This window comes from Streptomyces sediminimaris, assembly GCF_047049295.1.
Taxonomy (GTDB): Bacteria; Actinomycetota; Actinomycetes; order Streptomycetales; family Streptomycetaceae; genus Streptomyces; species Streptomyces sediminimaris.
In genome coordinates, this window is record NZ_JBJWOT010000002.1 from 211,577 (window position 1) to 226,492 (window position 14,916).

General features: G+C 70.4%; 13 protein-coding genes and 1 pseudogene. 7 read left to right on the plus strand and 7 right to left on the minus strand.

The genetic code is table 11. The features are described from left to right. Positions 1 to 361: 361 nt before the first annotated feature. A pseudogene (locus ACJ9NR_RS38915) lies at positions 362 to 1,948 on the minus strand (IS1182 family transposase). Positions 1,949 to 2,520: 572 nt separating this feature from the next. Next, the gene (locus tag ACJ9NR_RS38920) at positions 2,521 to 3,093 is read right to left on the minus strand and encodes a TetR/AcrR family transcriptional regulator (protein WP_412494479.1); all 573 of its coding nucleotides are present in this window, start codon (positions 3,091 to 3,093) and stop codon (positions 2,521 to 2,523) included. Positions 3,094 to 3,145: 52 nt separating this feature from the next. Between ACJ9NR_RS38920 and ACJ9NR_RS38925 the strand changes: the two genes are divergently transcribed. Continuing rightward, positions 3,146 to 3,292 carry a hypothetical protein gene (locus tag ACJ9NR_RS38925; RefSeq protein WP_412494478.1) on the plus strand — a complete coding sequence of 49 codons (147 nt, stop codon included), beginning with the start codon at positions 3,146 to 3,148 and terminating at the stop codon, positions 3,290 to 3,292. Between the two features lie 44 nt (positions 3,293 to 3,336). Here ACJ9NR_RS38925 and ACJ9NR_RS38930 read toward each other — a convergent pair whose 3' ends face one another. Beyond that, entirely contained in the window at positions 3,337 to 4,257 is a 921-nt protein-coding gene (locus ACJ9NR_RS38930) for an NADP-dependent oxidoreductase (RefSeq protein WP_412494477.1), read from the minus strand. Between the two features lie 80 nt (positions 4,258 to 4,337). Here ACJ9NR_RS38930 and ACJ9NR_RS38935 point away from each other — a divergent pair, with 80 nt between their 5' ends. The 5 genes from ACJ9NR_RS38935 (at position 4,338) to ACJ9NR_RS38955 (ending at position 9,361) form a co-directional block, all read left to right on the plus strand. Continuing rightward, a complete protein-coding gene (locus tag ACJ9NR_RS38935; RefSeq protein ID WP_412494476.1) occupies positions 4,338 to 4,922 on the plus strand; it encodes a TetR/AcrR family transcriptional regulator in 585 nt (194 codons plus the stop codon). Between the two features lie 64 nt (positions 4,923 to 4,986). Beyond that, positions 4,987 to 5,577, plus strand: coding sequence for a carboxymuconolactone decarboxylase family protein (locus tag ACJ9NR_RS38940; RefSeq protein ID WP_412494475.1), 591 nt, complete (start codon positions 4,987 to 4,989; stop codon positions 5,575 to 5,577). A 58-nt stretch (positions 5,578 to 5,635) separates the two neighbouring features. Continuing rightward, the gene (locus ACJ9NR_RS38945) at positions 5,636 to 6,208 is read left to right on the plus strand and encodes a carboxymuconolactone decarboxylase family protein (protein ID WP_412494474.1); all 573 of its coding nucleotides are present in this window, start codon (positions 5,636 to 5,638) and stop codon (positions 6,206 to 6,208) included. A gap of 333 nt (positions 6,209 to 6,541) precedes the next feature. Further along, the gene (locus ACJ9NR_RS38950) at positions 6,542 to 7,510 is read left to right on the plus strand and encodes an MBL fold metallo-hydrolase (protein WP_412494473.1); all 969 of its coding nucleotides are present in this window, start codon (positions 6,542 to 6,544) and stop codon (positions 7,508 to 7,510) included. A gap of 966 nt (positions 7,511 to 8,476) precedes the next feature. Further along, entirely contained in the window at positions 8,477 to 9,361 is an 885-nt protein-coding gene (locus ACJ9NR_RS38955) for an SDR family oxidoreductase (protein ID WP_412494472.1), read from the plus strand. Positions 9,362 to 9,557: 196 nt separating this feature from the next. Here ACJ9NR_RS38955 and ACJ9NR_RS38960 read toward each other — a convergent pair whose 3' ends face one another. From ACJ9NR_RS38960 to ACJ9NR_RS38975, 4 genes are all read right to left on the minus strand, one after another. Next, entirely contained in the window at positions 9,558 to 10,463 is a 906-nt protein-coding gene (locus ACJ9NR_RS38960) for an MBL fold metallo-hydrolase (RefSeq protein WP_412494471.1), read from the minus strand. A 151-nt stretch (positions 10,464 to 10,614) separates the two neighbouring features. Then, a complete protein-coding gene (locus tag ACJ9NR_RS38965) occupies positions 10,615 to 11,589 on the minus strand; it encodes an SMP-30/gluconolactonase/LRE family protein (protein WP_412494470.1) in 975 nt (324 codons plus the stop codon). 183 nt (positions 11,590 to 11,772) lie between these two features. After that, on the minus strand, positions 11,773 to 12,672 hold the full coding sequence (locus ACJ9NR_RS38970; protein ID WP_412494469.1) for a helix-turn-helix domain-containing protein: 900 nt from the start codon (positions 12,670 to 12,672) through the stop codon (positions 11,773 to 11,775). Positions 12,673 to 13,182: 510 nt separating this feature from the next. After that, positions 13,183 to 13,596: a hypothetical protein gene (locus ACJ9NR_RS38975; protein WP_412494468.1), complete on the minus strand. Its 414-nt coding sequence runs from the start codon at positions 13,594 to 13,596 to the stop codon at positions 13,183 to 13,185. 94 nt (positions 13,597 to 13,690) lie between these two features. On the opposite strand from ACJ9NR_RS38975, the gene ACJ9NR_RS38980 reads away from it, so the two are divergent. After that, the gene (locus tag ACJ9NR_RS38980; protein ID WP_412494467.1) at positions 13,691 to 14,725 is read left to right on the plus strand and encodes a LuxR C-terminal-related transcriptional regulator; all 1,035 of its coding nucleotides are present in this window, start codon (positions 13,691 to 13,693) and stop codon (positions 14,723 to 14,725) included. Positions 14,726 to 14,916 lie beyond the last annotated feature (191 nt).

The following is a 14,916-nucleotide window of genomic DNA, read 5'->3' on the forward strand; positions in this document are numbered from 1 at the left end:
ACGTTAGAAACGAAGGTCTTGCCGGACCAGTGAAAGGCCGCGCTGCGCCCGGCCGCCGGATGGCGCGCACGCTCTGCCGAGCCGGTTCGTGTACGACTGGGCCGGCCGCCGGCACACCCGACCGCCCCGGCTGCTCGTTGCGCCCCGCGGAGGTCTGGCACCCGACTGGTGTGCCCCTTTCGCGGCAGGCGTCACAACAAGTCGGGGCATTCTCCTGAACGGGATCCTCGGATGCCGGGTGATCCGGGCCGCCGGCCGGGCCGCCGGCCGGGGCGGCGGCACGCCGCGCCGCTTCGACTAGAAGGCTGCTGAAAATCTTGTTGTGGGGCTGTCCGGCCGTGGGCTGGGCGGCCCTTCTTGGTTATGCGGTGGCCGGGGTGAGGTGCCAGCTGCCGTTGGCCCGGGCGAGTCCGAGGTTGATCAGTCGGCGGAGGTTGAGGGCGGCTGCGCGGTGGTGGAGCCAGAGGTTGTTGGCGATGGCGCCGCGGTAGGGGACTCGCCGGTTGCCCTTGGCGACCAGCCAGGCGATGGCGCGTTCGACCGGGGGCCGCCATCGGCGGTATTCGTCCTGCCAGGCGGGGTCGGTGGCAGCCTGGTGACGGGCTGCGGTGAGCAGTTCGTGCCGGGCGTGGACGTTGAGGGTGCGTCCGGTCTTGGAGGTGGTGCAGCGTCCGCGCAGGGGGCAGTCGGTGCACACGCGCTTGAACTGGGCGGTGCGGGCGCCGTCCGCTTTGACCTGTCCGAGGTGGGCGGTGTGTCCGGCGGGGCAGGTCGCGGTGCCGGCGGCCGAGTCGATGAGGAAGTCGTCGATGGTGAAGCCGCCGGGGATGGCCTGCCGCAGCGGTGGCGGCTTGATCACCAGGGTGTGGCCATCTGCCTGCAACCGGGCGCGCAGGTCGCCGGTTCCGTAGGCGGAATCGCCGAGCACGGTTAACTCCTAGCCCTCGTTCTCGTCGGCCAGCAGAGCGCAGGCGACAGCGGCCTCGTGGTTGTCGGGGCCATAGCCGCTGGTGAGGGCAACCGCGGTGAACAGCCCGGTCTCCGGCTCGAAGGACGCATGCCCTTTGAAGCCGTCCTGGTGGCGGGTGCGGTTTTTGTGGATGTGGCGTGCGTCCGCATCGACGGTGGACACGGTCCGGTCCGCGACCGTGCGCTGGGCGATGCGCCAGCGTCCGTCGCGTCCGTCGGAGTCCTCGGCCGGCTCCACGTCCTGGCCCGCGACCAGGGCCAGCAGGCCCACCGCGTTCGCCGCCTTCTCGCCCAGTTCCTGCTCGGGCAGGTGTCCGAGCAGGTTGATCGCGTCGGTGACCAGCGCGTCGACCAGCGTGGCGCGGGCGGCCTCGTCGTCCCAGGCAATCCTCGGCTTGCCCGGGTCGGTGTAGTCGTGCGCGTGGCACCACCGCGCCGCGGTCTCCTCGCCTGCGGGGACCTCGCGGATCACCCGGCGGATCGCGGAGATGATCTGGGTGACGGTGTCCTGGGTGGCCACCGCGTCGTCCAGCACAGTCGAATCCAGCGCTCGCCGCTGCTTGCCTTTGAGTACCCCGGTCGCGGCCACGACCTCCTTGACCTTGGTGAAGATCCGCGTCGGATCGGCCGAGTGACGCAAACGGCGCCGGAAGTACGTCAGCAGCGAGGGATCGAACGCGGTGTCGTACAGGCCGAGCCCGCAGGCCGCCTTCCAGCGCAGGTCACACCGCAGTTCCTGAACCGTCTCGAAGTCCGACAGCCCGTGCAGGCTCTGCAGCACCACCGTGGCGGCCAGCACCTGCGGCGGCAGACTCGGACGGCCGTTGGACGAGGGGTACATATCCGCAAACATCCCCGGCGGGAACAGCACCTCCCGGTGCTCGGCCAGGAACGCGAACACACTGCCCGCCGGGATCAACTCCCGGCAGGTCTCCCACACATCCGGCCCGACCATCTCCCCGGCCCACTCCCCCTGCATGCCTACAAGACTGGCCCCAACTCCACCGAGCCGGGGCCAGAACCCGAGATTTTCAGCAGCCTTCTAGACGGACGGCCGGGCCCGGCTGAGCCGGGCCCGCGGCAGAAGTGAAGCGCGTCGATGGAGCGGCCGGCGGTGCCGGCAGCGACCGAACGACAGGGGCAGCGACCCAGGCCGGTCGATCGGCGCCCGACGGTCTCGACAAAACCTCTGGTCAGATGGGTGACGCCCGCCCCGTCAGCGACCGAAGCGACTGAGGTCGCCCATATATGACGCACACGCGCACACACGTACGCCTTCAATGCGGCCCCGACGGCGGCCAGTTTCGAGTAACGCGCATTCTCCCTCATGCCTGCACCAGTTCTCCTCGTTCCTCCGCCAGGCGCCCGCCGGGCGGTGTCGGAAAAGGGGCGACGTGACGTGGGCGATGCGGGTTCGCCTCGTGTGGCCGACATCTGCGGCGGAGTGCGCGCACGTGCGGGCGCCGGGCGAGGTGCCGGTCCGTCTCGATGTGTGCACGGTACTGGTGGACCGCGCCGCTGGGCGCGGCGTGCGGGGCGGGGGCTGGGGTCTCAGCCGAGCGCGGCAGCCGCGGCGCGCAGCTCCTCGAGCTCCTGGCGCGCGAGTTCAGTGAAGGTCTGCCGGTTGGCCGGATCGCTCCAGCAGGCGAAGGCGCGGGAGAAGGCGCGGACGCCGAGGTCGGCGGCGAGCGCAGCGGTCGGGGCAGGTACGCCGCGCCTGCACAGTGCCTCGGCCATGGCCGAGGCCAGGCCGGCGTGCTTGAACACCTGGCGCTCCTGCAGCTCACGGTTGTCGGCGATGACCGCGCTGAGCCGGGGGCCGAACTCGCGCTGTTCGGGCGTGAAGGTGACGGTGGCAGCATCGAGCGCCGCGGTCACCGCCCCGAGGGGGGTGGCCGTAGCCGGTGCCGCCGCGATCCCCTCGGCGAGGAGCCGGCTGTGGACGTCCTGGCCGGCGAACAGCACTTCCCGCTTGTCGGGGAAGTGCCGGAAGAAGGTGGTCTTGGTCAGACCGGCCCGCTCGGCGATCTCGGCGACCGTGGTGCTGTCGTAGCCCTGCTCGCTGAACAGGTCCAGTGCTGCGCGCACCAGCCGTTCCCGCGCGTTCGGCTCCCATCGGCTCATGGGAACAGCATAGGTGATGTGTCTTGGTACCGTCAGACTGCTGGAGTGACGGGTGCTGGTCCTTCTCCACGCCCGTGGTGATGACGAGCCGCTCGATGCGCAGGCCTATCTCCTGATCGCGCAGGTGGACGGTCATGGACGGCGCGGACTCGTCGGTCACGCCCGCGCCACCGGTGGTCTTGCCGCGTTTGCGGGCTGACGCGTGCCTCCCGCTCTTCGGGAGGCACGGCCCATGCCACGTGCTCAGAGGGTGATGATGATCTTCCCGTGGACGTGACGGTCGGCCTGCTGCCGCACGGCGTCCTGGATCTGCCGGATGGGGAAGGTGGCCGCGATGGGCACGGTGATCTCACCGGCGACGATGCTGTCGGTGATCCGCTTCAGGTCCTCGGGGGTGGCATTGACGCCGCCGGTGGCCTTGACGCCGCCGGGCGGGTTGGGACCCGCGGCGATGGTGGAGATCCGCTCGGCGGGTACGCCGAGGGCCAGGGCGGCCTCGGCGGTCTCGGTGCCGAACAGGTCGGTGGCTGCGCTGATCCCGTCGGGAGCGATTTCACGCACTCGGTCGGCCAGGCCATCGCCGTAGGTCACGCCTTCTGCTCCGAGATGCCCGATGAAGTCGAAGGTCGACTTGGAAGCGGTGCCGATCACCCGGGCGCCGGCGAGCCTGGCGAGCTGGACGGCCAGCACGCCCACGCCGCCGGAGGCGTTCCCGATCAGCACCGTGTCGCCGGCCTGCACGTCGATCGCCGCGAGGGCGGCCGAGGCTGTCATGCCGGCTACCGACAGCGTGGCGGCGACCTCATCGCTGATCCCTTCGGGCGTGTGCAGGATCGTGTCCGTCGCGAGGTTGACCACCGCGTGGTCGGCGGCGGCCCGGCCCAGCGCGCCGCCGTAGACGCGGTCGCCCACGGCGAAGCCGGTCACGTCCTCGCCGACCTCGTCCACGGTGCCGGCGAAGTCGGTTGCGAAGCCGGCTGGCAGGGAGATGCCGAACTGCTCGGCTATCTCGGGCATCGAGGTGAGGATCCAGTCCATCGGGTTGAGGCCGACCACGGCCACCTTCACGCGGAGCTCGCCCGCCTTCGCGTGCGGCTCGGGGGTCTCACGCAGCTCAAGGACCTCGGGCCCGCCGAACGCCTGGTGCACCACGGCTCGGTTCATGGGGAAGCTCCACTCCTACTGATGGGACTTTGTCTCGTCACTGTACATCGTGATGAGACAAAGTCCCATAGGATGGGGCCATGGCTCGCTGGGAACCCAATGCGTCGCAACGACTGTCCGAGGCCGCGCTCGAACTCTTCGCCGAGCGCGGCTACGAGAACACGACCGTGCAGGACATCGCGCAACGTGCCGGTCTCGCCAAGAGCAGTTTCTTCCGGCATTTCAAGGACAAGCGCGACGTACTCTTCGGCGAGGACGCGCTGCTGGAGCCGCTGCTGGCCGGGATCGCCGCAGCCCCGCCCCAGGCAGGCCCGCTCCAGGTGATGGGGTACGCCCTTGACGCAGTGGGCCAAGAGGTCTTCATATCCGAACGTCGCTCGGCAGTGGCCCGCAGACGGACGGTGATCGACGCCCATCCCGACCTCCAAGAGCGAGAGGGCCTCAAGAGCATGAGCCTGACCGCCGCGCTGTCGGCGGCCATGGAGCGCCGCGGCGCCCCCGGCCCGCTGGCCGAGGTGAGCGCGCAACTGGGCATCCTGGCACTGAAGATGGCCTACGAGCGGTGGACCGAACCGGAAAACACAGACGGCTTCGCCGTCGTCGCACGCCAGGCGATCACAGAGGTGGAGGACGCAATCTCGGCCGTGCGGTCGCGCGCGCAGTAGCCGGGCGCTCCGGCACATCCACCGTTCGTCTTTATGTCGCTTCCCTCTCAGAGAGGAGGTCGTCATGCGGCTGCCGCTGGTCCGCCCCGACGAACTGACTCCCGGGCAACGGCCGCTGTACGAGGCATTCGAGGCGATGGTCGACGCCGATGAGTACGCGGGATTCGAGGTGCGCGACGCCGACGGCGCCTTTCTTGGGCCCTGGGGAGTGATGCTCCACTTCCCGGACTTGGCAGAACCGCTGGCCCGCTTCATCGATCTGGTCCAGCGGCTGCCCGGCCTCTCCGAGCGTGCGCGGCACGTCGTCGTCCTGACGATCGGAGCGCGCTTCAATGTGACGTACGAGATGTACACGCATGCCAGGCTTGGCGCGCGGGCCGGACTGCGGCCGGACCAGGTGGCGGCGCTGTGCGCGGGCGGCCGTCCCTGTGACCTCACCGAGGAGGAGGCGCTCGCCGCCGACGTCGCGACCGCCCTGTGCGCGTCAGGTCCGCTGCCGGGGCCGCTGTACGACACCGTCGTGGAGACACGGGGGCAGCGGGCCCTCGACACCATCGTGTTCGTGACCATCCACTACCTGGCGCTCGGCACCGTACTCAACGCCTACGACGTGCCGGCGCGAAGCCCGGGCGAGGAGACGAAGAACGGCGTCTGAGCAGCTCACGGCGTCGACAGACGACGAGGCCCCAGAGGCCGCAGAGGAGGAAACCGCCGTGTTCGAAGACCCCGCGGACTTCGGTACGTCCGGCCGTTACGTGGAGACGCCCGTCGAGGAGATGCCGCCGGAGATGCGCAGCGCGTACGACTACACGCTGCAGTTGTGCGGTCTGGTGCCCGGACCGCACAAGATCTGGCTGGCCAACCCCGGGCTGCTGAAGGCGATCGTGCCGACGGGAGCGTACTTCCAGACGGATTCGTCGCTGTCGAAGGCGGAGATCGAGATCGTCACGAACCTCGTCACCGGCCGCTGGCCGGCGGCCTACGCCAACTATGAGCACGAGAAGATCGGCGTGGCGGTGGGAGGTCTGGACCCGCAGAAGGTCGAGGCCCTGATCGCCGGCCTGCCCACCTCGTTCGACGACCCCCGCCAGCAGCTCGTCTACGAGCTCGCCGCAACTCTCCTGCAGCCGCGGGTCATTCCCGTCGGCCTGTATCGGCGGGCCAAGGAGACGATCGGTGAGGAGGGCATCGTCGACGTGACCGTGCTGATGGGCTGGTTCACCGGTGTCTCGCTGACCCTGGCCGCCTTCGACGTGCCGTCGAACGCGGTCGGCCTGGAGCAGTAGCCCTGGTGCCGGGCCCGGTCAGCGCGACACGAGCAGGGGGCCGGGTTCACCGTTTCCGAGGACGACGCTACCTCACACCGCGAGCCGAGGTGAGGGACCTCTCGACCGTCGGCGACGCGCGACGCGCGGCACGCGGGTCTGGCGGAGCTGGTCCGAGCGGGGCACGTCGCTCCGATCCCGACGGAGGAGACGAAAGACGGACGGTCATCGGTTCGGTGTGAGCGTCTCCGACCGCAGAAGCCCCCCGCGGCGGGAACCGTCGTGCGCGCCTCTGCCCGGGGGCAGGGGAGTCCCCGTCCCAGGCGCACCTGGTGCGCCGGAAAGGCAGGAATCATGAAGAAGTGGCCCTTCGTAGCCGCTGCAGCGGCGGTGCCCACCGCTCGCCTGGTCCGCGGCCTCGTCCCGGCCGGGCTTCCCGAGCCGGCCCCGCTGCCCGAGTCCGTCCCGGTCCCGCAGGCCGAACCACCCGCCGGGATGGACCTCGTGGCGGTGCCGACCGGCGTCAACAACAGGGTCGCCGCCTACGCGTACACCGGCGGCTCCTTCTTCGACAAGCGTGACTTCTACATCGGCGCCGCACTCATCAAGCACCCGCAGGGCGACCTCCTGGTCGACTCCGGCTTCGGGCGCGACATCGCCAGGCAGTTCGCCACCATGCCCCGCCTGTTCCAGAAGCTGACCAAGTACGAGGTCTGGAAGCCCGCGGTCGAGCAGCTGGAGGCGGCGGGCTATGACTTCGCCCGGCTGTCCGGCATCCTGCTCACCCACGCGCACTGGGACCACATGAGCGGTATCCCGGACTTCCCCGGCCTGCCGGTCCTCGTCTCCGGGCGTGACCGGGCGGCGTTCTACAACCCGGAGATCTTCGGCAACTTCCGTGGCTACTTCCGCGAAACGCCGTTCAACTGGCAGGAGTTCACCTTCGACGGCGGCCCCTACCTCGGCTTCCCCCGCCACCACGACGTCTACGGCGACGGCTCGATCGTCTGCGTGCCCGCCCCCGGACACACCCCGGGCAGCGTCATCGTGTTCGTCACCCTGCCCCACCAGGTGCGCTACGCCCTCGTCGGGGACCTCGTGTGGCAGCGCGAAGGACTCACACGCCGCCTGGAAAGGCCCTACCTCATCCGGCGCCTGGGCGACTTCGACGCCGAGGGCAACCGACAGAACATCCTCCGTATGGCCTCGGTCATGCGGCGCATCCCCGACCTGGTCGTGGTACCGGCCCACGACCAGCGAGCCTTCGCGGAGATGAACCAGCTCCCCAACGTCACCACCCGAGGGCGCGTCCTTTCCGCCTGACCTCGCGAAGAGCCCCGGGCGCTCGCCGGGGGTGGTGAATTTTTCGATCTTCCCGCACCTGGACCATCCAGCTTGTCCGGAGAAGCCCATGGCCGCGGCGGAGCGATAGGCAGCCGGGATCGGGGGCCCGGCGTATGCGATGGACGAGCAGACCGCCATCACAGTGCCGACGGCGCCGTCGAAGGGTTGTCCGAGGGGCACTGGAAGCTCTTCAGTGCTTCTTGCCGCTCACGAGCCGGTGCCATGGGAGATCGGCTGCTGCCCGGGAGCCCTGGGTGGAGGCGCGGGCCACTGTCTCCAGGAGGGCTCAGTCCTGCAGCTTCGCGGGAGGCCGGCTGCCCGCTTCTGGGGGATGCCCGGTGTGTGGTGCGCCTGGTCATGAGCGTGATCGCGGCCCAGGTGATCAGCGATGCCGAGCGATGGATCAGCCGTTGACGGTCCCGCGTCTGACGGGGCGGGCGTGCGTGATCAAGGCCTGCGAGCGTTGGACGACACAACGGCGGGACAGGATGACGAACCCGCTGATCAGTTTGTAGCAGGTGCGCCAGGGCGTTCTGTGCAAGCAGGTCCGTCGAGCTTAATGGTCAGTGAGCGTGGTCGGCGAGGTTGCCGAACAGCGGTGGCGGCAGGAACTCCGTTCAGGACCACGGAGGCGTATCGGGGCTGAGCGCCAGGTGGGATGCACCTGGGCGAAGTGGGTGGGGGGCTCCTTCGATGCCGAACAGTGCCGCATCGCAGCGGCGGCCGCGGAGGCCGCGGGCCGGTGCGGTCACCGGCCTCCCGAAGAGCGGGTGCCCTTCGCCGGCCTCGTCCTTCAGCTGCGCTCCAGTGTGTGAGGACCGGTGGCCGGGCCGGCGGAGTGACACGAGTGATGTGACTCGGTACCGTCATGGTGCTACGGTGACGGTACCAAGTCACATCACGTTGCCCCGTCTATGGGGGTGACCCACGTCCAGGGAGCTACTCATGCGCGTCTTCGTCACCGGCGCCAGCGGCCACATCGGCTCGGCTGTCGTCCCCGAACTGCTCCAAGCAGGGCACGGTGTCGTCGGCCTCGCCCGCTCCGAAACGTCGGTCGCCGCGGTGAAGGCCCTGGGCGCCGAGGTGTGCCGCGGCGATCTGGATGACCTGGACGGCCTGCGAGAAGCCGCGAGCAACGCGGAGGCCGTCATCCACCTCGCGTTCAATCACGACGCCGTCAACGCCGGGAACTTCGCCGGAGCGGTGGCCACCGACCTGGGTGTGGTGCAGGCGCTCGGCGAGGCGCTGGCCGGCACGGGCAAGACCTTCATCGGGATCGGCCTGACGCGCACCGGAGACCCCGAACGCGACGCGATGATCGACGCCAATCCCCGCTCCGCCGTCGCACGTGCGGTGGCCGGCTTCACCGAAAAAGGGGTACGGACCGTACTCGTCGCGATCCCGCCGGTCACGCACAGCACGCGGGACAGGATCGGCTTCATCCCGACGCTGATCAAGATCGCTCGCGACACCGGCGTCTCCGGCTACGTCGGCGACGGCGCCAACCGCTGGCCCGCCGGTCACGCCCTGGACGTCGCCCGCCTCTACCGGCTGGCGCTGGAGAAGGCCCCGGCCGGGGCCCAGCTGTTCGCCGCGGCCGAAGAGGGCATCACAGTGCGCGAGATCGCCGAAACCATCGGTCGCCACCTGGACCTCCCGGCCGTGAGCATCCCGGCCGAGCAGGCCGCGGACCACTTCAAGGCCTTTCCCTTCATGACGCTCGACATCACGATGTCGAACACGGACACCCGGAGGTTGCTGGACTGGGAGCCGGCGCATCCCGGTCTCATCGCCGACCTTGAGCAGGGCCACTACTTCACCACCGAGTGAGCTCTGCGGCATAGGACACGTGGAGAAAGACCAGGCCCTGCTCACCGCGGCGGCCCCGGACCGGACCCGGCGCGGTGATGACGATGGGCGATGCGGCGGGCGTGATGTCGTGCCTCGTCGCTGCTGGTTGATCCGGTGAGGCCGCCGCCGCTCCGGACCGGGCGGGGCCGGAGCGGCGGCGGATGGGGACCCGGTGTCAGTACCGGGGGAACGGCCCCCATTTCCTGATCACGAAGCCGCTGGGCCTGTTCTCGACCTCCAGGGCGCTGTGGCCGCTCAAGTGGGCGGGCAGAACGAGGGCGTTGCTGTCGGCGGCCCAGCCCAGCAGCCGGCGGCGGGTCGTGCGGGCCTGTGCCGGCTCCTCACAGAAGCAGCTGTTGTGGTCGGGGTGGGTGACCTGCAGCGGGGTGTGCATCACGTCACCCGCGAGCAGGGCCCGTTCGCCGCCGGATTCCAGCTTGATGACGCTGGAGCCGGGGGTGTGGCCGGGAGCCGCCTCAAGGCGCAGAGCCGCGTCGATGGTGTGGCTGCCTTCCCACAGCTGGACCTGACCGGCGGCGTGTACGGGGGCGACGCTGTCCTCGAAGGCGTTCTCGTTGACGCCGCCGGTGATGTTCGGGTTGTTCGCCGGGTTCCAGAACTCGAAGTCGGTCTTGGGCATGAGGTAGGTGGCGTTCGGGAACGTGGGCACCCATGTGCCGTCGAGCAGGCGGGTGTTCCAGCCGACGTGGTCGACGTGCAGGTGGGTGTTGACCACGAGATCGACGTCCTCGGGCCGCACGCCGGCGTGGGCGAGGGTGCCGAGGTAGTCCAGGTGCAGGTGGTCCCACGCCTCGACGGCGGGGCGGGACTTGTCGTTGCCGATGCCGGTGTCGACCAGGATGGTCCTGCCACCGCTGCGCAGCAGCCAGCTCTGCAGGGCGACGTGCACCATGGCGTCGTCGGCGCCCAGGTGGTCGGGCACGAGCATCTCGCGCTGGTCCTTCCACGCCTGCTCGGGCAGGTCCGGGAAGAACTGGTCCACGGGCATGATCGGCCCGTGCATCTCCTCGACCCGTGTGATGGTGACGTCGCCCAGGGTGATCTCGTGTGTGTCCTGCATGGTGTCTCTCCGTGGATTGCGGGTGTGTGGGGGGCGGAGGCGTGATGGGGGCCCGGAGGCCGGCGGTACGGGCCTGCCCCGGGACGACGAGCCCGTGTGCTCCGCCTCGGACGCGAGGTGTGCCTGTGCTCCCAGGGTCTGGGAGCGCGGCCTACGCGCCCCGGTCGTGCAGGTGGGCGAGGAGCAGGTTGGGGTCCTTGGCGGTGACGTAGGCGGCGCTCGGCACGTAGACGGTGTCGCCGCGCACGGCGACGGCGGTGGGGTTCTGCAGGCCGTCGGCCTCGCTCAGCACGATGGAGTGGCTGCCGTCGGGCTGGACGAGCGCGACCTCGCTCGGGCCGTTGAGGGCGGCCAGCAGCCGGTCGCCGCGGCCGGTGAAGGCGAAGTCGTCGATCCCCGTCAGACCGGTGGCCCTGGTCCGGACTTCGCCGGCGCCGCCGTCGGGGAGGATCGGGATACGCAGGACGGTGCCCTTGTCGAGGTTGGTGGCCCACACCGCGCGGTTGTGGATCTTCAGCCCGTTGGCGCCGAGGAAACCGGTGGAGGCCAGCTGGGGCGCGGCGGACCAGGTCCTGGGCGAGCCGCCGTTGGTGGGCACGCTCCAGATGACGCCTCGTACGGAGTCGGTGATGTAGAGGGTGCGGGTGCGCGCGTCCAGCGCCAGGCCGTTGGGCAGACCGTCGGCGGGCAGCGGGGCGATCCGCTGCGGCCGGCTTCCGGGACGCAGGCGCCACACGCCGGTGAGGTCGGAGGTACCGGTGGCGTAGAGGAAGTACAGGGTGCCGTCGCCGGCCCGGACGATGCCGACGGTCAGCGGGAAGCCCAGGACCGGGGTGTGGACACCACCGTCTGCGGGCTTGGGCAGAGTGGCCAGGATCCGAGTGGTGCCCCTGGGGGAGATCTCGGCGATCTGCCGGCCTGCGGCGAAGGTGACGTACGCGGTACCGCACGGTGCCAGGGCGATGTTCTCCGGCATCTGCCCCTTGGACAGGTCGAAGTGCGTGGCGATCCGTGCGCCGCTCAGCGGCGGGGAGGCGGCCGACGCCGGTGCCGGACTGAGCGCTGCGGCGGCAGCCGCGACGAGGACGGTCACCGGCGCGACGGACATGGAGAGCTTCTTGAACATGGTTCCTTCACTGGTTTGCGGGCATGCGGCAGCAACGCGCCGACGCGCGGGCTGCTGCTGGTGGGTTCTGCCCGGGGCCGTGCGGCTCCTGGGGGTGTTTCGTGCAGTGGCCGCAAGCTGGCCGGGCCCGGACGAAACAGGTCCGCGCGGGGCGTGCGGAGTGCCCGGTGCGGTCGTGTCAGCTCAGCCGGTGCCGGTCCGGGACTTCGTCCGCGCCGGCTCGGCCGGGACGTTGTCCTGCCTGACGGCCTGGGCGAGCAGGGCGAGCGCGGCCCGTGAGGCCGAGCCCGTGTCCGTGGTGGTGACCACGAGGGTGGGGCCGGGACCCTGGCTCAGGGTCTGCTGTACGACGGTCAGCGGCCCGACCAGCGGGTGCCGCATCGCGTAGGTGGCGACGGTGCACGCCTTCACCCGGTGATCGGCCCACATCGAGGCGAACTCGGTGCTTTTCGCGCTCAGTTCGCCCACCAGCGCGTGCAACGCCGCGTCATCGGGATGCCGGCCCGCCACCAGGCGCAGATTGCCGACCACGGCCCTGGCCTTGCTCGGCCAGTCCGCGTACAGGTCACGGGTGTGGGAGTCGAGGAAGACCAGTCTGGTCATGTTGGGGCGCTGTGTCGGCCGGTATGGCGCGCCGGGGTCCAGATGCCCGGCGAACAGTGCGTGGCCCAGGTGGTTCCACGCCAGCACGTCGCTGCGCCGGCCGAGGACCAGCGCGGGGACATCCGCCAGCACGTCCAGCAGTTGACGTGTGGCATCCGTCAGTCGTTCCGGTGCGGGTCGCCGGCTGCGGGCGCGTTTTCTGTCGGCCCGTCCCAGGTCGTGCAGGTACCGTCGTTCGGACTCGTCCAGCCGGAGAGCCCGGGCGATCGCGTCCAGGACCTCGGCGGAGGCGCTCAGCGAGTGCCCCTGCTCCAGCCGGGTGTAGTAGGAGGCGCTCACACCCGCCAGCAGTGCCAGTTCCTCGCGCCGGAGCCCTGGCACGCGCCGGCGTTCCCCGTAGGTGGGTACCCCGACGTCCTCCGGGCGCAGCTGGGATCGCCGCGCCTGCAGGAACTCCCCGAGCTGCGATTTTCCGTTCATGGATCCGAGTATGGGCCGGGCGGGAACACGTAGCCTGACCCAGCTGTGGATAGGCAACGGCGGGTCTGGCTGCCCGGTCCAGACCGTGGATGAAGTGAGCGCAGCCGTTCCGGCATTCCGCACGCGCCCCGCAGGAGGACTTGAACGCCACGGCCAGCGAGCACGCCCCCTTGGGGACTCGGGAAGCAGCCGATTTCGCCTTCACCACACGTACATGGGTCGACGCCGCCCCGACCGCGTGTACGAGTCGGTCAGTGACGTCTCCGTGATCGGCCGCTGGAGTCCCGACGCGGGCGATGTCACCTTCGACGACGGCGCCGGGCCCGGGTCGGCGTCTGGTTCAGCGGCCGCGACCGGCAGGACGGCAGGGGATGGACCGCCGCTCACGGCCCGGTCGGCTCGCACGACTGGGGAATGCATGCTCCCCGGCGATGAGGGTCCCCAAGATGATCCGGCCGCTGGTGCCGGCGACGTCGCTGAGGGCCGCCGCGGAACCACCGCCCGGCGAAGCTACGCGCCCTGGACAAGTGGCTTGCGCTCGGGCCACCACCGCTGGACGGCCTCGGGGGTTGTCGATGGGCTTACGTTGAAACAGAGCTTCGCACCGGGTGCCAGCTCGTGGGTGGCATTGACCAGCACCTCAAGGAGCGGGGTAAGCGCCGGATCCAGCCGGATGCCGGCACCGATCATCACGATCTCGTAGTCCTTGACGGACAGCGCGGCGCGGTAGACCGCCTCGGCCGTGCGGCCGTAGTCGAGCAGGCAGACGTCGACAGTGAAGCCGAGCTCCTCGAGCCGGGCCCGGCCGGCGGCCACGCCGGCCCGCACCACTTCGGCGTCGACCTCGGGGAACGCCGCCCGCGACGAGGGCGCGTCGTCCACCAGCGCGGGATCCAGTCCGACGGTGAGCAGGGACGGGGACATTCCTCGATACCTCCTGTGCTTTGGTTTTCCGGACCAAGGTAGGCGTCGGGGCAGCCGCGCGTCCTTCCCACACTTCTGGGATACCGTTCGGCCGGTGAGCTCCCCGATGGCCCAGCGCGAGACCGTGCGTGACATCGAGGCGGTCTGCCGTCTCGACCTCGGCTCCCGGGAGCTGCGACGCCGGATCGCCGAGCGGTTGACGCGGCTCGTCCCGGCCGACTCCTACTGTTTCGGCACGATCGACCCGACGACGCTGCTGATCACCGACGACGTGAGTGTCGGGCTCACGGCGAGCGCGGCCGCAGCCGCCGCGCACAACGAGTACTTGGTGGACGACGTACTGAAGTTCGCGGTGCTCGCCCGCTCCGAGGTGTCCGCGGGCACGCTCAGTGCGGCCACCGGCGGCGACCCGGAGTCCAGCCACCGCTACCGGGCCGTGCTACCGATGATCGACGCGCGGCACGAGCTGCGAGCGAGCTTCGTGGTGGACCGCCGGTGCTGGGGCGCCATCGCCCTGTTCCGCGGGGGCGGGCGGCCCGGCTTCACCCCGGCCGATGTCGATGTTCTGCGGAGGCTGTCGGCCCCGGTGGCTGCGGCCCTGCGCCGTGCCCTCCACCGGGTACCCGGCGATGCCGCTCCGGGCCCGGCCGAGGCGGGTGTGCTCCTGTTCGACCAAGACTTGCGGCTGCTCGCGGAGAATTCGGCGGCGAAACTCTGGCGGGAGGAGCTGGTCGCCTCGGGGGCGGGGCTGCCGATCGCGGTCCTGGACGTCGCCGCGCGGGGGAGGGGTGCGGCGCTGCCGGCATACGGGCGGATCCGCGGCCGGTCGGGCCGGTGGCTCTCGGTCCAGGCCTCGCCGCTGAGCGGTGGCCCGGACCGGGCGCCCGTCGCCGTGACGATGCACCCGGCGCCGGCCGCCGACGTGGCCGAGGTGCTGCTGCTCGCGTACGGGCTCACGCCGCGCGAGCGGGACGTCCTGGCGCGGGTCGTCGCCGGCCTGCCGTCGCGGATCATCGCCGAGGAACTGCACATCACCGCAGCCACCGTGCAGGACCACCTGAAGGGCGTCTTCGCGAAGACCGGTGTCCGCAGCCGCCGCGAACTGGTGGCGACGATCCTGGACCTGTGAGCGCCACCGTGTCCATGGCTCCGCTTGCCGTGGGCCGGCGCATCGGCAACGCCCGGGAGCACGAACGCTCACATCACCCAGCACTCCGAGACCCACGTCTGCGTCAGCCGGGGCGGCAACATCGACAGTGTGTACCTGCAGGTGGACGATTCCACCTGCGGCTCCCCGAAGGAGCGCCGGGCCGCAGGCGA